The sequence below is a fragment of the Paractinoplanes polyasparticus genome (genome assembly GCF_019710575.1).
Classification (GTDB): domain Bacteria; phylum Actinomycetota; class Actinomycetes; order Mycobacteriales; family Micromonosporaceae; genus Actinoplanes; species Actinoplanes polyasparticus.
Genome location: NZ_JAHWFK010000024.1, coordinates 41,404 through 60,852 on the forward strand (window position 1 = coordinate 41,404; position 19,449 = coordinate 60,852).

The following is a 19,449-nucleotide window of genomic DNA, read 5'->3' on the forward strand; positions in this document are numbered from 1 at the left end:
GCTTACCGCCGTGGTCGGCCCGAGGGTGGGCCGCCGGGGCCGGCCGGGGGGCCGGCCGGGGGTGCGGCCTTGGCCTTGGCCGGGTTGATGATGACGAAACCGCCCTTGAGGGTTCGGCCGTCGGGGCTGGTGCCGGCGGCTGTGCCGGGCGGGCAGTCCGAGTCGATCTCGCTGCCGACGGAGACGTCGAAGCCGGCGTCCTCCAGGCGGTCGCGGGCGTCCTCGATCGAGTCGCACTCGACGTTCGGGATGGAGCGCTGGTCGCCGAAGGCGATCTTTCGGTTCTCGGGCTCCTTGAACTGCTCGCGCGGCTTGCCTTCCATGAAGTCGCCCAGGGTCTGGTAGACCGCCGGGTTGACGATGTCGTGGGACATGCGGTCGCGGTGGTCGGGCCAGTCGGGGTTGACCAGGTAGCCCGCGATCACCAGGGACGTGGTGCCGGCGATCAGCGCGGCCGTCTTGTCGGCGTCCGTCGTGCCGGTCTTGCCGAACACCGGGTGCTTGACCGTCGACTTGGTCTGGCGGGCCGTGGCACCCTCGCAGCGGCCCATCTGGGCCGAGTCGCCGACCGGGCAGCGGGCGGCGTCGAGGGCCGCGCGGGCGACATCCTTGCTGGTGGCCCGGATGCAGCGCGGTTTGCCGATGTCGAGCTTGTTGCCGTCCTGGGTGGTGATCTGTTCGATCGGGGTGGGCTCGCAGTACATGCCGTCGCCGGCCAGCGTCGCGTACGCGTTGGCCATGTCGAGCGGCGTCGAGGCGGACACGCCGAGGGTGAAGGCGCCCCACTGGTTGGCCGCCACCGAGTTGTTCGCGAAGTCGGCGTCCTGCTTGACGCGGAACTGCACGCCGAACCGCTTGGCCACGGCCACCACGTTCTCGGCGCCGACCTGTTCCTCGAGGGGCACGAAGTACGTGTTGATCGACTTCGCGAAGGCGGAGTGCATGTTGTAGACGCCCGCGCCGCCGCCACCCGAGTTGCTGGGGCACCAGAAGTGTGTGCCCGGGCAGGCGCTGTCGCTGCTGGAGCTGATGATGTAGCCCGACTTGTAGCGCTTCTCGGCCTTGATCGGCCAGGCCAGCGGGTAGCCCTTCTCGAGCGCGGCGATGATCGTGAAGATCTTGAACACCGAGCCGGCCTGGTAGCCGCTGATGTCACCGCCCCCACTGAGCAGCGGGTTCGTCGTGTTCGGATAGGTCGCGCGTACGCCCGCCTTGGCCTTCTTCCTGTCCGAGGACAGCGGGTTGGGGTGGGCGGGGTCGGGCAGCTTGTACTTACGGTTGGCCGCCAGCAGCCGCACCTTGCCGGTGCCGGGCTCGGTCGCGGCCAGCAGCAGGGCGTTCTTGTTGTCGTCCTTGATCCGCTTGTTGATCCGCTTGCGGGCGTCGGCCTGGGCCCCCAGGTCGAGCGTGGTGATGATGCGGTAGCCGCCGCTCTTCAGCCGGCGCTCACGGTCGTACGGGGTGGCGCCGAACGCCTCCTGGCTCATCCACCAGCGGTAGAAGTAGTCGCAGAAGAAGCCCCAGTTGTTGTTGGCCACCGACACGCAGCCGTTGCCGACCGGCTTGACCTGGCGCGGGATCGCCTCTTTCTTGGCCTTGTCGGCCTGGGCCTGGGTGAGCTTCCCCATCTCGACCATGGCCGGGAGGATGTAGTTGTCGCGGCGCTGCTTGATCTGGTCGTACCCGCCCTTGGTGGTCGGGTTGAAGCTGGACGGCGCCTTGACCATGCCGGCGAGCATCGCGGCCTGGCCGGCCGTCAGGTCCTTCGGCTTCTTGTTGAAGTAGACCTGGCTGGCCGCGTAGACCCCGTAAGCCTGGTTGCCGAACGGCGCGATGTTGAGGTAGCGCTCGATGATCTGCTCTTTGCTGAGCTCTTTCTCGACCTGGATCGCGTACTTCATCTCGGTGATCTTGCGCTTGGGCGTGTCCTTGGTGGCGTCGACGACCTCTTGCGGGTTGGTCGCCGAGTAGGCCAGCGACATCCGCACGTACTGCATGGTGATCGTCGAGGCGCCCTGCTTCGACTCCGACTTGCCGCTGTTGTTCACGAACGCGCGGGCGACGCCCTTGAGGTCGACGCCGTTGTGGTTGTAGAACTCGCGGTCCTCGGCGGCGATCATCGCGTCGGGCATGAACTTCGACATGTCCTTGAGGCGGACGTCGCTGCGGAACTCGTCGTAGAACTGCGAGATCTGCGTCTTCTTGTCCGCGGCGTAGATCCGGGTGATCTGCGGGGAGCTGAAGTCCTTGAGCTCGCTGGGCAGCTGCGCGAACGTCTCACCGCCGGCCTTGGCGGCCAGGCCCGACATCGCGGCGGCGGGGAAAGCGGCGGCCGCGACGACGACGCCGGCGAGTAAACCGCAGATCAGCAACGAGGTCGCGTTGGCGAAAATGTTGTGATCGCGTCTGCGCATCCAGGAGGTCACCCGAGCAGGGTACGCGAAGAAAGCACGTGACGACCCATCGGAAAGGTCACGCTTCGCCCCGATTAGTCTGCCCCGCTCGCCGAGATCTTGGGGGGATTTCCGCGAAGCGCACCGAGTCCGCACCGAAACTGGTGCCATGGCCTTCGTGGCGTTTGCCCAGAACAGCCGGGCTGTACGTATTTCAGGTACAACGTTGCGTAATCGCCCGACTACAGAGCATGATGGTCCGGCGAGCTTGTCGCACGACGTTCGCACGGCCCGGGGGACAAGGGGCGGCGGACGTCAGGGGTAACGCAAGGGGGGACGTTTACACATGGGGATGATCAGCGACTGGCCCAGCATGGCGGCGTGTCAGAGTGGCGACCCTGACGCGCTGTTCGTGCAGGGCGCCGAGCAGAACGTGGCGAAGAGAATCTGCCGCAGCTGCCCGGTCCGCTACGAGTGCCTCGCCGATGCCCTGGACAACAGGATCGAATTCGGCGTCTGGGGAGGCATGACCGAGCGGGAGCGGCGGGCGCTGCTGCGCCGTCACCCGCACGTGGCGAGCTGGCGCAAGATGTTCGAGGCCGCGATGAAGGACAAGGGCGCCGACAAGGTGCTCGTCCCCACTCGCTGAGCCACGTCGGTCACGCCAGGAGCGAGCCGATCGTCCGCAGCCCGTCGACGTCATGGACGTCGGCGGGCTGTGCCGTGACCGAGACCGTCGGCACGCCCGGGAAGGCGTCGATGAAGGTGGCGGCGACCCGCTGCTCACGATCGGTCTGGCGGACCAGGTTGGCGTGGATGCGCAGCGCGTCGGCGGCCAGTGGCTGGTCACCGGCGGCGGTCAGCGCCTCGGCCGCGGCCAGCGAGGCGTCGGCCGGGAGCCCGGGCACCTCGGTGCGGTGCATGCGGTTGAGCACCAGGCCGGCCAGCGGCATCCGCTCGGCGACCAGGCGCTCGGCGAAGTAGGCGGCCTCCCGCACGGCGTCGCGCTCGGGCGCGGCGACCAGCAGGAACGCCGTCTGGGGGTCCTGCAGGATCCGGTACGTCTGGTCGGCGCGCTGCCGGAAGCCGCCGAACATCGAGTCGAGCGCGGCCACGAACCCGGACAGGTCAGTGAGCAACTGGGCGCCGAGGACCTTCTGCACCGTACGGGAGAAAAGCCCGAAAGACGCGGTGACCAGGCTGAACATGCTGCGGCCGCCGGTGCGTGCCGGGGCGAGCAACATGCGGAGCATGCGACCGTCGAGGAACCGGGACAGCCGGGCCGGCGCGTCGAGGAAGTCGAGCGCGGAACGGGAGGGCGGAGTGTCGACCACGATCAGGTCCCACTCGTCGGTGGCCCGCAGCTGGCCGAGCTTCTCCATCGCCATGTATTCCTGTGTGCCGGCGAAGGTCGAGCTCATGGCCTGGTAGAAGGGGTTGGCGAAGATCTCGGAGGCGCGCTGCGGCGTGGTGTGCTGCTGCACCACCTCGTCGAAGGTGCGCTTCATGTCGAGCATCATGGCGTGCAGCTCGCCGCCGTTGTCACCGTCGATGCCCTTGACCTGGCGCGGGGTGTTGTCGAGCTCGCTGAGGCCCATCGACTGGGCCAGCCGGCGGGCCGGGTCGATCGTGAGCACCACCGTGCGCCGCCCGTGCACCTCGGCGGCCCGTACGCCGAGCGCGGCCGCAGTTGTAGTCTTGCCCACCCCGCCGGCGCCGCAGCACACGACGATGCGGGTGGACGGGTCGGCGAGCAGACCGTCGACATCCAGTCGTTGAGTGCTCACTTCAGCCACTATTCAAGGGTAGTCCGAAGTTGATCCGGCGCACGGTGACTGTGGCCCGTCACGCACGCATGAGGGCCGCGGCCAGTTCGTCGAGCCCCGCCTGATCGACGCCGCCGGACAGCAGCGGCAGCTCGACCAGCGGCCGGCCGGTCTCGGCGAGCTCGGTGCGCAGCGTCTCTTCCAGCTCCTGCCGGGTCAGGTGGGCCCGGACCTCGGTGGCCAGCCCGTTGACGGTGGCCGCGTCGGTGGGCAGCCCGGCCTCGGCCAGACCGCGCTTGAGCTCGGCCTTGGTGACCTTGCCGCCGGTCACCAGGGCCGGCCGGGTGGCGTTGAGCACGATCCGGCCGACCGGGATGCGCAGGGCGCTGAGCTCGGCGATCGCGTCGAGAGTCTCCTGCACCGGCATCTCTTCGAGCAGGGTGACGACGTGCACCGAGGTGATCGGCGAACGCAGCAGGGAGGCGACGCCGTCGCTCTGGGTCTTGATCGGGCCCATCTTGGCCAGCTTGGCCGTCTCGGCCGTGACGTTGAGGAACCGGCCGATCCGGCCGGTCGGCGGGGCGTCGAGCACGACCGCGTCGTACGCCCGCCGGCCGTCCTGCGACCTGGTCGTCGCCTCTTTGACCTTGCCGGTGAGCAGCACGTCACGCAGGCCCGGGGCGATGGTGGTGGCGAAGTCGATCGCACCCACCTTGCGCAGCGCCCGGCCGGCCGCGCCCAGGTGGTAGAACATGTCGAGATATTCGAGGAGCGCCTCCTCGGGGTCGACGGCCAGCGCACGCACCTCGCCGCCGCCGGCCACCTTGGCGATCCGCAGCTCCTTGTAGGGCAGCGGCTCGGTCTCGAAGAGCTGGGCGATGCCCTGCCGGCCCTCCACCTCGACCAGCAAGGTGCGCCGCCCGTCCGCGGCCAGGCCCAAGGCCAAGGCCGCGGCGACGCTGGTTTTGCCGGTGCCGCCCTTGCCGGTCACCACATGCAGTCGTGCCGGCCATCTGCTGACGTGCTCGCCCATGGCCTCAACGGTACGGCGAGCGGTCAGCCGGCCACCTCGCAGACCAGCCAGCCGGTCTTGCGGATCACGGTGAACTCCAGATCCTGCGACGACGACTTCTCGTCGGCGGTGGACATGGTGAGCTCGACCGAGACGAGCGCGCGGTCCTCCGAGTTGTCGGAGACCTTCGGGTCGGCCCAGCGGAAGACCGGGTCGGTGTAACCCTCGGAGTACGCCTTGATCTCGGCCACCCGGTCGGCGATCTTCGTCTCGTCGCGGGCCTCGCGGCAGACCAGGTCGTCGGCCGCGGTGGCGTCCTGCTCGGTGTAGACCGCGGTGAGGAACCGGTCGACCGCCGTGGCCGGGTCGGGCGAGCCGGGGTTGTCGGCGTCCCGCAGCAGGAAATAGGCCGAGACGGCGCCGCCACCGCAGAGGAAGAGAGTGCCGACGAGCGCCAGCGAGACCCAGAGCGCGCTCCGGCGGCGGCGCGGGCCGTCCGCCTCGGGGGGCACCTGATAGGGCTGCTGCGGGGCGCCGGCCCAGATCGGGTCGGGCGGCTGCGGGCTCGCGGCCGGGATCGAATGCTGCCAGGCCAGGTGCTCGGGCGGGGTGGTCTGCCACTCGCCGGGCGCCTCGTGCTGGGCATGCCAGGGCGAGGTGGCCGGGGCCGGCTGCCAGCCGCTGGGCTCGGGCGGGATGACCTGGGTGCTCTCGTGGTGCAGGCTCTCGTCGGCGAACGAGCCGGCCGGGGGGTAAGAGGTGTCGGGCGGCTCGGGAGCGGCGTCGATGAAGTCGATCACAGGCGGCTTCGGCGGTGCCGGGGGCCCGGGGGCAGGCGGCGGCCACTCGCCCGGCGGCTGCGTCATGTCGCCCTCCGTGATCTTCCGCTCCCGGTCCGCTCCGAGGCTCGATCAGCCTAGCCAAACCGACCCTGCCGCGGGCCCTAAGCTGGCCGAGGTACCGACGATTAGGGAGTAGGCGAGCATGCAGAAGTGGGAGTACGTGACCGTGCCCCTGCTGGTCCACGCGACCAAGCAGATCCTCGACAACTGGGGCGAGGACGGCTGGGAACTTGTACAGGTGGTGCCCGGCCCGAACGCCGAGCAACTGGTGGCGTACATGAAGCGACCGAAGTCGTGATCGACTGCACCGGAGCGCAGGTTACGAACGTAGGGCCAGGAGAGCACGACAACGGAGGAGCAGCGTGACCACGCCGATCAGTGGAGAGGGCGGCGTCGACGCCTACGCGAAGCTCGCCGAGCTGGGTCTGACCCTGCCCAAGGTGGTGCCGCCGCTGGCGTCCTACGTCCCCGCCGTGCAGACCGGCAACTACGTGTACGTGTCGGGTCAGCTTCCCCTCGTCGACGGCAAGCTGCCGTACACCGGCAAGGTCGGCGCCGAGGTCACCACCGAGCAGGGCACCGAACTTTCCCGCCTCTGCGCTCTCAACGGGCTCGCGGCGATCGAGGCGCTGGTGGGCCTGGGCCGGGTCGTGAAGATCGTCAAGCTGACCGGCTTCGTCGCGTCGGCGCCGGGATTCACCGGTCAGCCCGCCGTCATCAACGGAGCGTCGAACCTCTTCGGCGATGTCTTCGGCGAGCAGGGCCGGCATGCCCGCAGCGCGGTCGGCGTGGCTGAGCTGCCCCTGAACTCCCCGGTCGAGGTCGAGATCATCGCCGAGGTGGGGTAAACCCCCACCTCGATCGTCCGTTCCGGTTGCAATGCGTGACCTGAGCGGACAGGGAGATCGCACATCCGGTCCTCTTGTTCAACCCCATGCGCGACGTAGGATTTCGCGCATGGGGGGTGTCGCGCCGAACGGGCTGCCGGGCTGGGTGACGCTGTTGCGTGCGCCCAACCCGGGTCCGATGACGCTGGATGGCACCAACACCTGGGTGCTGCGGGCGCCCGGCGAGACGTACGGCGTGGTCATCGACCCCGGCCCGCTCGACGAGGGGCACCTGAGGCGCATCGCCGACCACGGTCCGTACCAGTTCATTTTGATTACTCACGGTCACCATGATCACGTCGAGGGCGCCGCTCGCCTCTCCGAGATCCTGGGTGGCACCGCCGTGCTCGCGGCCGACCCGGCCCACTGCGTCGCCGGTGAGCCCCTCGACCCGCGGGAACACCTCGGCGGCTCGGGGCTCGAGGTCGAAGTTCTCGACACTCCGGGTCACACGTCCGATTCGGTGTGTTTCCTGGTGCGTCAGGGTGACTCCCGGGCGATGTTCACCGGTGACACGATCCTCGGCCGGGGCACGACGGTTGTTGCCCATCCGGACGGCGACCTCGGCGCCTATTTGGGCAGTCTCGATCGACTCCGGGCGTACGAGAAGGTTCTGATGTTGCCGGGACACGGCCCTTCGCGTAGTGACGTGTCGGCCGTCGCCACCGAATACCGCGACCACCGCCGGGAGCGGTTGGCGCAGGTCGAGGCGGCGATCGCAGCCGGCGCGCGCACCGCCGAAGAGGTCGTCGACATCGTCTACCCCGACATCGACCCGGCTGTCCGGTTCGCCGCCCTGTGGTCGGCCGCCGCGCAACTTGATTACCTGAATCACAAAAATGGGGAATCAGGAACACCCGCAAGCAGGTTGGATCCGCTGTGACCTGTCCTGTGTGTGGAACCGTCGCCGTGCCCGGCGCCCGCTTCTGCCACAACTGCGGCGCGGCCCTGCCGGCGGCCGCGACGCTGCCGGCGGCTGAGCGACGCATCGTCACCGTGCTCTTCGGTGACCTGTCCGACTTCACCTCCTGGTCGGAAGACCTCGATCCGGAACGGGTCGGCGCCGTCACCGACCGGGTGCTGGCGGCGCTGGCCGGAGCGGTCAAGACCTTCGGCGGCCACGTCGACAAGCTGACCGGCGACGGCATCATGGCCGTCTTCGGCGCCCCGGTGGCCCACGAGGACGACGCCGAGCGGGCCGTCCGGGCCGCGCTGAGCATGCAGCGCGCGGTCCGCCGGGTGCTCGACGACGAGCGCGGCGGCGGCGCCCCGCTCGGCCTGCGGGTCGGCCTCAACACGGGTGAGGTGGTCGCGGGCATCCAGGCCTCGATCGAGTACACCGTCATCGGCGACACGGTGAACACCGCTGCCCGGCTGGCCGACGCGGCCGCCGTGGGCGCGGTCTACGCCGGTTCCCGCACCAGCGGTGGCACCCGGCACGTGGCCTCGTGGCGTCAGCTGCGCCCGCTGCGACTCAAGGGCAAGCGCGAGCCGGTGCCGGCGTTCGAGCTGCTCGGCCTGCATGACGCCCCGGGCACCCGGTCGGGTCTGGGCGACGAGGCTCCCTTCGTCGGCCGCGAGACCGAGCTGGGCCGGGTGGCCGGCCGGCTGGCCGAGGCGATCGACTCCGGCACCTCGCGCGTGATGGTGATGACGGCCGAGGCGGGCATCGGCAAGTCGCGGTTCGCGGGCGAGGTCAAGCGGCTGGCCGCCGGCTACGACGTGGGCAACGGGCGATATGCCGCACACACGGGCGCCCGGGTGCTGCGGGTGCGCTGCCGCGCGTTCGGTGAGCGCCGCCGCTTCGCGCCGCTGGCTGACCTCGTACGCAAATCGGTCGGCCTGCCCAAGGACGTGGTGGCCACGGTGGGCCGCACGGTGGTCGAGGAGAGACTGCGCAAGCTGGCCAACCGGCTCGGCCGCGACGGTGCGCCGGCCGACATCGACATCGACCGCCTGCTCGCGCTGCTGGGCTACGGCGAGGCCCCGGCCAACCCGGTGGGCCCGGCGGCCGACGCCGACTGGCAGCCCTCGACCAAGCGGGCCGACGCCGAGGCGATCTCGGGCGCGGTCGCCGAGCTGCTGAGCGCCCTGGCCGCCGAGGCGCCGCTCGTGGTCATCGTCGACGACCTGCACGACGCCACCGCCTCGACCGTGGACGCGCTCGGCCGTACCCTCTCGCTGCTCGACGGCCCGGTGGTGGTGCTGCTGCTGGGCCGGCCCGAACTGGTGCGCACGGCCGGCGCGCTGACCCGGCTGGCCGACGCCGAGGTGCACTCGCTGCCGCCGCTGCGCGGCGCCGACGCCTCCCGCCTGCTCACCTCCTATCTGAACGGCGGCAAGCTGCCCCAGGCCGACACCGACCGGCTGCTCGCTACTGCTCAGGGCAACCCGTTCTATCTGGCCGAGATGGTCACGCTGCTCATGGAGCGCGGGGCGCTGACACCGGCCGTGGGCGCCAACGCGGCCGGCAAGTGGCAGCTGGCCGACGGCTCGCTCGGCCGGCAACTGCTCTCGCGCGACCTGGCGGCAGTGCTCGCGGCCCGCATCGACGCGCTGCCGGCCGAGCCGCGTTCGGTGCTGCGGGACGCGGCCGTCGCGGGCGACACGGTGCCGATCGGCGTGATCGAGGCGCTGCGGGAGCGCCGGGCGTCGAGCGACGCGCGGCCGGGCGCGGTCGCCGCGGTCGAGCTGGAACGCTCGATCGACGAACTGCTTCAGCGCCGCATGCTGCACCGCACGCGAAGTGGCTACGCCTTCACCACGCCGCTGATGCGGGAGGCGGCGTACTCCGGCATCGGCAAGGCCGACCTGGCCGAGCGGCACGCCTACCTGGCCCAATGGGCCGCGCCCGAGAGCTTCGACCGCGTCGGCTACGACAGCGCGGCCCGGCTCAACCTGACCGACAACGAGCGCGACGCTTTCGTGGCCACGCATACCGAGTGCGCGGTCGAGCTGGCGGACGCGGTGCGGCTGCGTCCCGAGGCTTCCGTACGCGAGGTCGCCCCGCTCGGCGTGGCCGCGCTCGGCCGCCTGGCCCGCCGCGCGCTGGCCAACATCGAGCCGGCCGCCTCGATCGAGTACGCCGAGCGGGCCGGCGCCCTGACCCCCGAGGGCCTGCCGCTGCCCGACCAGCTCGTGCACGCCCGGGCCCTGCTGCGCCTGGGCCGCGCCGAAGAGGCGCTGACGCAGGGCGAACGCATCGCCAAGAACGCCACCGACGAGCCCGTCAACAAGGCCGAGGCGCTGCTGGTGGTCGGCCGGGCCCACGAGGCGCTGGGCGACACCGGCCGGGCCGTCGCCGCCTGGCAGGAGGCGCTCGAGGTGGCGACCGAGGCCGAGCTGCTGCCCGAGCGGGCCAACGCCATGCGCCGGCTCGGCATGGCCGACTTCCTGGCCGGCCGGCTCAGCCAGGCCAGCAGCCGGTTCGCCGCGGCCTACCAGGTGACGCTGGCCGCCGGCGACCGCCACGGGCAGGCCTGGGCGCTGCAGAACCTCGCCTGGGTGACCACCACCCGGGGGGATTTCGCCGGCACCGACGCCGTGCTGGGCCGGGCGGCCCGGCTCTTCGCCGAGCTGGGCGACCCGGTCGGCCGCTCGTGGCTGCGCGGCACCACGGCGTTCGCCCGGCTGCTCTCCGGCCGCCTGCAGGAATCACGCCGGCTGGCCCGGATCTTCCTGCCCTTCGGCGACCGGGTGGGCGAGGCCTGGGCGGTCGGCACGCTGCGGGCGGTCGAGGCGTACGCGGCCTCCGAGCTGGGCGAACTGGCCGAGGCTGACGGCGAGGCCCGCCGCGCCTACCGCGACTTCAACGCCGTCGGCGACGACTGGGGCCGGGGTCTGGCACTGGTCGTCCGGGGTGCGATAGCCCGCGGACTGGGCGAGCTCGACCACTCGTACGACCTGCTGACCGACGCGCTGGCCTATGCCGACCGCACGGGTCACCCGCTGCTGCTGGGCATGGCCGGGACGCTGCGCGGGTTCATCTCGCTCAACCGGGGCGACCTGCCCGGGGCCGAGGCCGACGCGCGCCGGGTGATGTCCGCGGTCGAGCCGCACAACCCGATGGCGCCGGCCCAGGTCGGCCCGCGGGTGCTGATGGCCGAGGCCCGGTTGCGGTCGGGTGACGCCAAGACCGCGATGGGCCTGCTGGCGCCGATCGCCACCGACACCGGGGTGCCCTCGCTGCTCTTCTCGCGGCGGCACGCCCTGGCCTCGTACGCGTCCGCCCTGCTGGCCGATGGCCGGGTCGAGGCCGCCCTGACCTGGATCGAGCGCGCCCGGCAGGTGAAGGCCGAGGACGTGCGCAGCGGGGTGCTGGCCGCCATGGTCCACGCCCGGGTGCTGGCCGCGGCCGACCGGTGCGACGGCGCGCACGCAGCGGCGGAGGAGGCGGTGTTGCTGGCGTACTCGACCGAGCAGATCAGCGAGCGGGAGGCCGCCGAAGAGCTGCGGGCAGCGCTCGCGGTGGAGCCGCTCGAAGCCCCCGCGGCTGCGACTGTCGCCTACGCGTCTGACCGGCCCGGATGATCGCCCGGGCCGCTGGCGTATTTTCAACTTCATGACCGAGACACCGCGCGGAGCGTTGCCGGCTCCGTACGTGCCTGGCATGTCCGGCTTATCCGTGATGGCGCGCGGGGGGTACGCCACCGTCTACCGCGCGATGCAGGACTCGGTCGGCCGCGAGGTCGCCATCAAGGTGGAGAACCGCCGCCTCGAGAGCGACCGCGACCAGGCGCGTTTCCTGCGTGAGGCGCGGGCGGCCGGGCGCATGTCGTCGCACCCGCACGTGGTCGACCTGTTCGACGTGGGGGTGACGGTCGACCAGCACCCCTACCTGATCATGGAGCTGTGCGACGGGTCGTACCTCGAGCGCATGCGTCGCTCGCCCCTGGGCGCCGCCGAGACCCGCGACCTCGGCGTCAAGATCGCCGACGCGCTGGTGCACTCGCACGCCAACGGGGTGCTGCACCGCGACGTGAAGCCCGCCAACATCCTGTATTCGCAGTTCAACACCGCTGTGCTGGCCGATTTCGGACTGGCCGTGCTGGGCGAGATGCGAGACTCCTCGGTCACGCTCGAGGTGCTGACCCCGGCCTACGCGCCGCCCGAGATGTTCCGCCACGACGAGCCGAGCGGGGCGGTCGACGTCTACGCCCTCTGCGCCACGCTCTACGCGGTCATGCGGGGCCGGCCGCCGCGCTGGGACGGCGACCGCAGCCCCAGCCTGCTGAGCCTGATGGACCTGTTCCACCAGCCGATCCCCGACCTGCCGGGCGTCCCGGCCGGGCTCACCCAGGTGCTGCGGTACGGCATGGCGAACGACCCGGAATCGCGGCCCACCGCCCAGCAACTGCGCGAGATGCTGACCGCGGTTCAGCTCAACCCGCCGCACCAAGTGCCGGCGCCACGCTGGGAACCCGGCGACGACACCCCGACCATCCGCAATCCGCGCCCGCCGAAGAAGAAGTGGTTCGGCCTACTCGGGAGCGAGAACCGCTAGCAGTTCGCCCGTGTCCACCTCGGCTCCCGGGGCGACCGGCAGCGAGGCGACCACGCCGGCACTGGGCGCGTGCACCGGGTGTTCCAGCTTCATCGCCTCCAGCGTGAGGAGCAGCTCCCCGGCGCGCACCCGCTGACCGGGCACGACCAGCACCCGCCGGACGGCACCGGGCAGCGGCGCGATCAGGGAGCCCTCGACGGCCTCGGGAGCGGGCAGAGGGAACCGGGAGAGCGCGCGTAACGCCACCGAGCCTTCCGGGCTGTCCACGTACGAGACGTCCCCCACCCGGTGCACGTTGAAGGTCAGCCGGATGCCGTTGACGTCGAGCACGACCCGCTCGTTGCCCGCCTGCACGACCACGGTCTCGGGGTAGTCGGTGGACACCGGCGCCTGCCCCAGCCCGGCCAGGTCGAGCTCCTCGGGGTCGACCGTGCGCACCCACCAGCCGGCGAGCTCGCCGTGCCGGTTCATCCGGTAGCCGACCTCGACCGGGCCGGCCGGGCCGTCGTACACGGCGGTCTGCGAGCCCGAGGGCACGTTGCGCCAGCCCGAGGGCAGCGTGCCCAGCACCGTGGCGGCGGCCCGCCGGTCGGCCGCGCCGGCCAGGGCGGCGGCGAGACACGACAGGCGTACGGCGTCGACCGCCGACAGCAGCGGCGCGAACACCTCGGGCCGCCGGTCGAGAAAGCCGGTGTCCACGTCGCCGGTGCGGAAGGCGTGGTGGCGCAGGGCCCGGACCAGCAGGTCCCGGTTGGTGGCCACGCCGTGCAGCTGAGTGCGGGTCAGCGCCGAGGCCAGCATGCGGGCCGCCTCCTGCCGGGTGGGGGCCCAGGCGATCAGCTTGGCCAGTGTGGAGTCCTGGTGCACGCCGACCACCGAACCGCTCTCGACCCCGGCGTCGAGCCGCAGGCCGGGAGCCGGCAGTGGGCGGAACCGGCCGGCCACGTCGGGCACGGCGAACCGGTGCACCGTGCCGCTGGCCGGCAGCCAGGCGTACGCCGGGTCCTCGGCGCACAGGCGGACCTCGATCGCATGGCCGCGGATCGGCGGCGGTCCGGGCATCGGCAGGCTGCCGCCCTCGGAGACGAGCAGCTGCAGGCGTACGAGGTCGTAGCCCGAGACGCACTCGGTGACCGCGTGTTCGGCCTGCAGGGTCGGGGTGAGCTCGAGGAACCAGAAATCACCGTTCGTGTCGAGCAGGAACTCGACCGCGCCCGCCCCGACGTAGCCCAGCGCCCGCACCGAGACGATCGCCGCGCGGCACAGCTCCTCGCGCAGCCCGGGGTCGACCGCCGGCGACGGGGTCTCCTCGACGATCTTCTGGTAGCGGCGCTGGATCGAGCACTCGCGCTCGCCGAACGGGATCACCGCGCCGTGCTCGTCGGCCAGGATCGGCACCTCGATGTGCCGCACGTCCTCGACGTACGGCTCGCAGTAGACCTCGCCGCCCACCTCGCGCCGGGTCGTGGCCAGCGCCTCGGCCAGCGTCGCGGCATCCCGGACGACCCGCAGGCCGGTGCCGCCGAGGCCGGTGTCCGGCTTGATCAGGACGGGGAAGCCGGGCACCTCGGCCGGGTCGGTGAAGCTCGGCAGCACCGGCACCCGGGCCTCGGCCACGCGCGCCTTGGTCTCCTGCTTGCTGCGCAGCACGCCGAGCGTCTTGGCCGGAGCGCCGACCCAGATCAGGCCCGCTTCGGCCACCGCCGAGGCGAAGTCCGGGTCCTCGGCCAGCTCGCCGATGCCGGGGTGGATGGCGTTGGCGCCGGACCGCTGGGCGGCGGTGATGATCAGGTCGCCGCGCAGGTACGAGGAGCGGGGGGTGCCGCCGTCCAGGCGTACGGCGTAGTCCGCCTCGCCGACGTGCGGCGCGTCGGAATCGGCGGCGGCGTAGACGGCGACCGTCTCGATGCCGACCAGGCGGCAGGTGGCGAACACCCGGCGGGCGGTCTCGCCGCGGTCGGCCACCAGAAGCCGTCGGATCACTGGTCCACCTTTCCGGATCGGAACACCCCGACGTGCCCGGCGCCCTCGACGGCCGCGCTGTGCACGGCGGAGAGGCAGAGCCCGAGCACGGTGCGAGTGTCGCGGGGGTCGATGACGCCGTCGTCGTCGCCGTTGGCCAGCGGGCCGTCGGCGGGCCAGCGGAAGGCGAAGCGGGGGTCGCCGGTGCGCCCGGTGTTGAGGGCGAGCAGCGGCACGGTGGAGTGGGCGAGGGCGTCGACCGCACCCGAGCCGAGAGCGCCGGTCTCGCCGGGCCGGATCAGCAGCAGCGAGGTGTCGGTGGCGTTGGCCAGTTGGATGAAGTGCACCGCCTTCTGGGTGTCGGCCGCCGTTTGCGGGGCGCCCGACGTGGACAGGATTCCGACCGGATAACCGTGCAGCTCGGCCCAGCCGGCCAGCACGGCGCCGCCGGCGGCCGGCTTGAACTCGTCGAAGTCGCTGCCGTCGAGGATGCGGGCGAGCACCTCCCGCGGCTCGACCAGGGCGGGACGGCCCGCGCCGGCCAGGGCGAGCAGATCCTCGGCGTCGTACTTGGGGGCCGGCGGGGGGAAGACGCGCGGCGGCGGGCCGCACTTGCGCCAGTTCAGGCGGCGTACGCACTGACGGGCCAGCCGCAGGGCGTCGCGCTCGTCCTCGGCCAGCTGGTCGGCCGGCGCCGCCGCGGCGCGCATCTCGGCGCCGTTCGTGCCGCCCCGGGGCAGCATCTTGGCGTGCCCGCGCACCATGATCGTGTAGTCCGACAGCGCCGGCAGATAGGCCGCGTCCCCGTTGGTGGGCCCGAAGACCACACCGACCGTGGGCACCCGGGCCGAGGCCAGGCGGCTCAGATCGCGGGCGATGCCGCCGCCCGGCGGGGAGCCGCCGCCGCCGGCCTCGGTGGCCGACTCGACCAGGTTGACCAGCGGCAGGCGGTTGGCCGCGGCGATCCGCGCGGCCCGGCGAATCTTCTCGACCGCGTACGGGTTGACCGCCGTGCCCTCGACGGTCGGGTCGGTCGCAATGATCATGCATTCGGCCGCCTCGACCACGCCGATGCCGGTCACCACGCCCGCGCCCACGGCGAACTCCGTGCCCCAGCCACAGACGGGGGACAACTCCAGGAACGGGGCGTCCTGGTCGAGCAGCATCTCGATGCGTTCCCGGGGCAGCAGCTTGCCCCGGGCGTGGTGCCGGGTGACCGCCCGCTCGCCACCGCCGGCGCGAGCCTCCTCGATCGCCGCCTCGAGCCGTTCCAGCCGGTCGAGGGTGGTGTTGCGACCCTCCAGGTAGCCGGGGGTGCGCGTGTCGATGGCGGTGTCGAGCACGGTCACGTCGGCACCCCGATGCGCTGTTCGACCCCGATGTTCAAAGCCGCGCCCTCTCGTATCCGTTGATGCCTCTCGACCACCTCCGTAACGAGTGGTCGAGTGGGTGCGACACGGATGCAAATGCGGCTGGTTTGTCGCCTTTTCAGGGGTTTACATACGCAATGAGGGGCCGCCCGGTGGGCGGCCCCTTGAAGATCAGCTCAGGTCAGACGCGGGCGCGCCGCGCGAGACGCTCCGGGTCCAGGATGATCACGCTCTTGCCGTCGAGCCGCAGCCACGCGCGGGAGGCGAAGTCGGCCAGGGCCTTGTTCACCGTCTCGCGGGACGCGCCGACGAGCTGCGCCAGCTCCTCCTGGGTGAGGTCGTGCGTCACCCGCAGGACGCCGCCGTCGCGCGTGCCGAACCGGCCCGCCATCTGCAGCAGGTTCTTGGCCACGCGGCCGGGCACGTCCGTGAAGATCAGGTCGGCCAGGGCGTCGTTGGTGCGCCGGAGCCGGCGGGCGAGCACCCGCAGCAGCTGCTCGGCGATCTCGGGCCGGTTGTTGAGCCACGGCCGCAGCGACGTCTTCTTGAGCCGGGCCAGCCGGGCGTCGGTCACCGCCGTCGCGGTGGCCGTGCGCGGACCGGGGTCGAACAGCGAGAGCTCGCCGACCATGTCGGACGGGCCCATGATCGATACGAGGTTCTGCCGGCCGTCGGCGGCACGGCGTCCCAGCTTGATCTTCCCGGACAGCACGATATACAGGCTGTCACCGGCCTCGCCCTCGTTGAACAGGACGTCGCCCTTGCGGACCTCGACCGTGTCCATCTCCTTGGCGAGCGCCTCGGCGGCCTCCGGGTCCACGCCCTGGAAGATCCCGCTGCGCGCCAGTACCTCATCCATCGCCGCACCTCCGAACACGCGCAACGCCTGCGCTCGATCAGTCTAGGCGCACGCGGGCAAGAATCGGGCGGGCACCCCTTGATCCAGATACCGCAGGGTAACCACCCCGACCGTGACGGGCAGTATTTTTCGTCGCCCGGTGTGGTCGACGACCAGCCTTTCGACGGTTCTTCCGCGTGGCCACCTGAAGGTATCGTCGCCGTCGATGAATTCCCACCCCTCGCATCAACGGCCGGGTATTTTTGGGCGACCCGTCCTTACTGTCGCTATTGTCCTGGCGGTTCTGGCCGCGATCGGTGTCGGGAGTGTCGCTTTCGCGAACCGGGACTCCGGCAAGCCGGCCGCGTCCTGGGCCGAGCCGACCGGTTCCACCCCGGCCCCTCCCGCCTCTTCGTCATCGCGGGAGCCGGTCGAGGAGTCGGCCTCCGATGTCGGGACCGTCACACTGTCGGCAACCGGCGACATCATGATGAGCAACGCGCCCAGCCGCATGCCACCCGCCGACGGGGCGGGATTCTTCGACTCGGTCAAGAAGGCGCTCGCCTCCGACCTGGTGATGGGCAACCTCGAGCAGCCGCTCACCACCGACACCGGCACCTCCAAGTGCGGAGCGGCCGCTACCAACTGCTTCGCCTTCCGGTCCCCGCCGTCCTACGCCAAGCACCTCCGGGACGGCGGCTTCGACCTGGTAAACACGGCTAACAACCACTCCAAGGACTTCGGTACGCAGGGCGCGCGCAACACCCGCGAGGCGCTCGATGAGACCGGCGTCAAGGCCACCGGCAACACCGACGAGATCACCGTGGCCGAGGTCAAGGGGATCAAGGTCGCGGTGGTCGGCTTCTCCTCGTACGCCGGCGCCAACAGCCTGCTCGACCTCGACCAGGCCCGGTCCGTGGTCGAGAAGGCCAAGGAGCAGGGCGACCTCGTCGTGGTGCAGGTGCACATGGGCGCCGAGGGCTCCGACGAGCAGCACGTGAAGCCGGGCACCGAGACGTTCTTCGGCGAGAACCGGGGCGACCCGATGAAGTTCAGCCGCGCGGTGATCGACGCCGGGGCCGACCTGGTGGTCGGGCACGGTCCGCACGTGCTGCGGGGCATGGAGTTCTACAAGGGCAAACTCATCGCGTACAGCCTGGGGAACTTCGCCGGGGGCGGGCGCACCCTGTCGCGGACGGGCGTGCTGAAGTACGGCGGAGTCCTGCACGTCACGTTGAGCAAGGACGGCTCGTACGTGGGTGGGAAGTTGCTGTCGACGTACATGAACTCCAACGGGTTGCCGACCCGCGACGAATCCGCCGAGCGGGGGCGCAAGCTCGTGGCCCAGCTGACCAAGGCCGACTTCCCCGAGACGGGTCCGACGCTCGGCGCGGACGGCTCGATCAAGCCGTAGTCACAGCCGGATTCCTTGTCGTAGGGGCGACGTACTCTAAAGCGGTGACTCAGGTGGTGCGGTCGGTCAAGCGGTTCGCGGCAGAGACGCCCATCGGGCGCAAGAGGCGGGCCCGCAAGATGGCCCGCGTGCTGGCCGACACGCATCCCGACGCGCACGCCGAGCTCGATTTCACCACTCCGCTCGAGCTGGCCGTGGCGACGATCCTGTCCGCACAGACCACCGATGTGCGGGTCAACACGGTCACCCCCGAGCTGTTCAAGCGCTACCAGTCGGCCGCCGACTACGCCGCGGCCGACCGCACGGCGCTCGAGACGCTGCTCAAGCCGACCGGCTTCTTCCGGGCCAAGACCGACTCGCTGATCAAGCTGGGGCAGGCGTTGCTCGAGCGGCACGACGGCGTGCTCCCCTCGACGCTCGACGAACTGGTCAAGTTGCCCGGCATCGGCCGCAAGACGGCCAACGTCATCCTCGGCAACGCGTTCGACGTTCCCGGCATCACGGTCGACACCCACTTCCGGCGCCTCACCAACCGCTTCGGCTGGGTCTCCGAGGACGACCCCGTCAAGATCGAATTTCTGGTCGCCGACCTGATCGAGAAGCGCGACTGGACCATGCTGTCGCACCGGGTGATCTTCCACGGCCGACGCGTGTGCCACGCTCGCAAGCCCGCCTGCGGGGCGTGCACGCTGGCCTCCATGTGCCCGTCCTACGGCACCGGGCCCACTGAGGCGGCTGCCGCGGCCAAGCTGCTCAAGGGGCCCCGGGCCCGCGAGCTGGCCGCCGCCGCCGGGGTCGACCCGGCGCTGGTGCCGGCGGCCGCGGTCGCTGCGCCGGAGGCCCCGTGAGCCAGGCCGCAAACCTCCGGTCCCCGCGCTCACCGGTTCTGTCGTTGCTGGCGGCGCCGCTTGTTCTTCTGCTGTTGGCAGCGGTCGCCGCCTGTGGCGACGACGAGCCGGCCGTGGCCTCGCCGTTCGTGGGCTGTGACGCCCTCAGCGCGCCACCGCCGTCGGTCGCGCCCATCTCAGGAGCATCCACCGCTACCGACCTGCCCGATCTGAAGCTCCCCTGCTTCACCGGCGACGACGAGATCTCCCTGCGTGCGCTGCGCGGGCCGGCGGTGATCAACATCTGGGCGTCGTGGTGTCAGCCCTGCCGCACCGAGTTGCCGGTCATGCAGAGCCTGGCCGACAAGGCCGCGGGGCGGCTCACCGTGCTCGGCGTCGACTCCGGCGACCAGCGTGACAAGGGCGCCGACTTCGCCACCGACAAGGGCGTGCGCATGCCGACGCTGTTCGACGAGAAGGGCGCCCTGCTGAACAACCTCGGCCGCATCAACCTGCCCGTCACCGTCTTCCTCGACTCGGCCGGTCGTTCTTATGTGCACCCGCTGCCGCTGGACGCCCGGGGATTGTCCGAGCAGGTCCGCAAGCACACCGGTGTGACGGTGACACCATGAGGC

Annotated in this window: 16 protein-coding genes; 9 read left to right on the forward strand and 7 right to left on the reverse strand. The window is 71.2% G+C overall.

The window, feature by feature from the left end; genetic code table 11:
- Positions 1 to 2: 2 nt before the first annotated feature.
- Positions 3 to 2,414 carry a transglycosylase domain-containing protein gene (locus KXC43_RS23060; RefSeq protein WP_221378352.1) on the reverse strand — a complete coding sequence of 804 codons (2,412 nt, stop codon included), beginning with the start codon at positions 2,412 to 2,414 and terminating at the stop codon, positions 3 to 5.
- A gap of 325 nt (positions 2,415 to 2,739) precedes the next feature.
- Between KXC43_RS23060 and KXC43_RS23065 the strand changes: the two genes are divergently transcribed.
- Entirely contained in the window at positions 2,740 to 3,042 is a 303-nt protein-coding gene (locus KXC43_RS23065; RefSeq protein ID WP_097317528.1) for a WhiB family transcriptional regulator, read from the forward strand.
- Between the two features lie 10 nt (positions 3,043 to 3,052).
- Here the strand turns inward: KXC43_RS23065 and bagB are convergent, their stop codons facing one another.
- From bagB to KXC43_RS23080, 3 genes are read right to left on the reverse strand one after another with little or no spacing between them, the layout of a single operon-like run.
- The gene (gene bagB / locus KXC43_RS23070; protein ID WP_308129207.1) at positions 3,053 to 4,180 is read right to left on the reverse strand and encodes an ArsA family ATPase; all 1,128 of its coding nucleotides are present in this window, start codon (positions 4,178 to 4,180) and stop codon (positions 3,053 to 3,055) included.
- A gap of 58 nt (positions 4,181 to 4,238) precedes the next feature.
- Complete coding sequence (gene bagA, locus KXC43_RS23075; RefSeq protein WP_221378203.1) at positions 4,239 to 5,192, reverse strand: ATPase BagA; 954 nt, start codon at positions 5,190 to 5,192, stop codon at positions 4,239 to 4,241.
- 23 nt (positions 5,193 to 5,215) lie between these two features.
- The gene (locus tag KXC43_RS23080) at positions 5,216 to 6,037 is read right to left on the reverse strand and encodes an Rv0361 family membrane protein (protein WP_221378204.1); all 822 of its coding nucleotides are present in this window, start codon (positions 6,035 to 6,037) and stop codon (positions 5,216 to 5,218) included.
- Between the two features lie 118 nt (positions 6,038 to 6,155).
- Here KXC43_RS23080 and sp36 point away from each other — a divergent pair, with 118 nt between their 5' ends.
- From sp36 to KXC43_RS23105, 5 genes are all read left to right on the forward strand, one after another.
- Complete coding sequence (gene sp36, locus KXC43_RS23085; protein ID WP_127498762.1) at positions 6,156 to 6,311, forward strand: Sp36 family protein; 156 nt, start codon at positions 6,156 to 6,158, stop codon at positions 6,309 to 6,311.
- A 64-nt stretch (positions 6,312 to 6,375) separates the two neighbouring features.
- On the forward strand, positions 6,376 to 6,861 hold the full coding sequence (locus tag KXC43_RS23090; RefSeq protein ID WP_221378205.1) for a RidA family protein: 486 nt from the start codon (positions 6,376 to 6,378) through the stop codon (positions 6,859 to 6,861).
- A gap of 109 nt (positions 6,862 to 6,970) precedes the next feature.
- A complete protein-coding gene (locus KXC43_RS23095; RefSeq protein ID WP_255644620.1) occupies positions 6,971 to 7,783 on the forward strand; it encodes an MBL fold metallo-hydrolase in 813 nt (270 codons plus the stop codon).
- Positions 7,780 to 11,430 carry an adenylate/guanylate cyclase domain-containing protein gene (locus KXC43_RS23100; RefSeq protein ID WP_221378206.1) on the forward strand — a complete coding sequence of 1,217 codons (3,651 nt, stop codon included), beginning with the start codon at positions 7,780 to 7,782 and terminating at the stop codon, positions 11,428 to 11,430. The genes KXC43_RS23095 and KXC43_RS23100 overlap by 4 nt, the downstream gene beginning before the upstream one ends.
- Positions 11,431 to 11,461: 31 nt before the next feature.
- Positions 11,462 to 12,403 (forward strand): serine/threonine-protein kinase, encoded by a 942-nt coding sequence (locus KXC43_RS23105; RefSeq protein WP_221378207.1) that lies wholly within the window; start codon positions 11,462 to 11,464, stop codon positions 12,401 to 12,403.
- Here KXC43_RS23105 and KXC43_RS23110 read toward each other — a convergent pair.
- The 3 genes from KXC43_RS23110 to KXC43_RS23120 all read right to left on the reverse strand — a co-directional run bounded on the left by KXC43_RS23110 (position 12,380) and on the right by KXC43_RS23120 (position 16,594).
- On the reverse strand, positions 12,380 to 14,386 hold the full coding sequence (locus KXC43_RS23110; RefSeq protein ID WP_221378208.1) for an ATP-binding protein: 2,007 nt from the start codon (positions 14,384 to 14,386) through the stop codon (positions 12,380 to 12,382). The genes KXC43_RS23105 and KXC43_RS23110 overlap by 24 nt on opposite strands.
- Complete coding sequence (locus tag KXC43_RS23115; protein WP_221378209.1) at positions 14,383 to 15,714, reverse strand: carboxyl transferase domain-containing protein; 1,332 nt, start codon at positions 15,712 to 15,714, stop codon at positions 14,383 to 14,385. The genes KXC43_RS23110 and KXC43_RS23115 overlap by 4 nt, the downstream gene beginning before the upstream one ends.
- A gap of 202 nt (positions 15,715 to 15,916) precedes the next feature.
- On the reverse strand, positions 15,917 to 16,594 hold the full coding sequence (locus KXC43_RS23120) for a Crp/Fnr family transcriptional regulator (protein ID WP_020515203.1): 678 nt from the start codon (positions 16,592 to 16,594) through the stop codon (positions 15,917 to 15,919).
- A gap of 205 nt (positions 16,595 to 16,799) precedes the next feature.
- Between KXC43_RS23120 and KXC43_RS23125 the strand changes: the two genes are divergently transcribed.
- From KXC43_RS23125 to KXC43_RS23135, 3 genes are read left to right on the forward strand one after another with little or no spacing between them, the layout of a single operon-like run.
- Positions 16,800 to 17,987: a CapA family protein gene (locus tag KXC43_RS23125; protein WP_221378210.1), complete on the forward strand. Its 1,188-nt coding sequence runs from the start codon at positions 16,800 to 16,802 to the stop codon at positions 17,985 to 17,987.
- 53 nt (positions 17,988 to 18,040) lie between these two features.
- On the forward strand, positions 18,041 to 18,835 hold the full coding sequence (gene nth, locus KXC43_RS23130) for an endonuclease III (protein WP_308129222.1): 795 nt from the start codon (positions 18,041 to 18,043) through the stop codon (positions 18,833 to 18,835).
- The gene (locus KXC43_RS23135) at positions 18,832 to 19,446 is read left to right on the forward strand and encodes a TlpA family protein disulfide reductase (RefSeq protein WP_308129208.1); all 615 of its coding nucleotides are present in this window, start codon (positions 18,832 to 18,834) and stop codon (positions 19,444 to 19,446) included. Before nth ends, KXC43_RS23135 begins: the two co-directional genes overlap by 4 nt.
- Positions 19,447 to 19,449 lie beyond the last annotated feature (3 nt).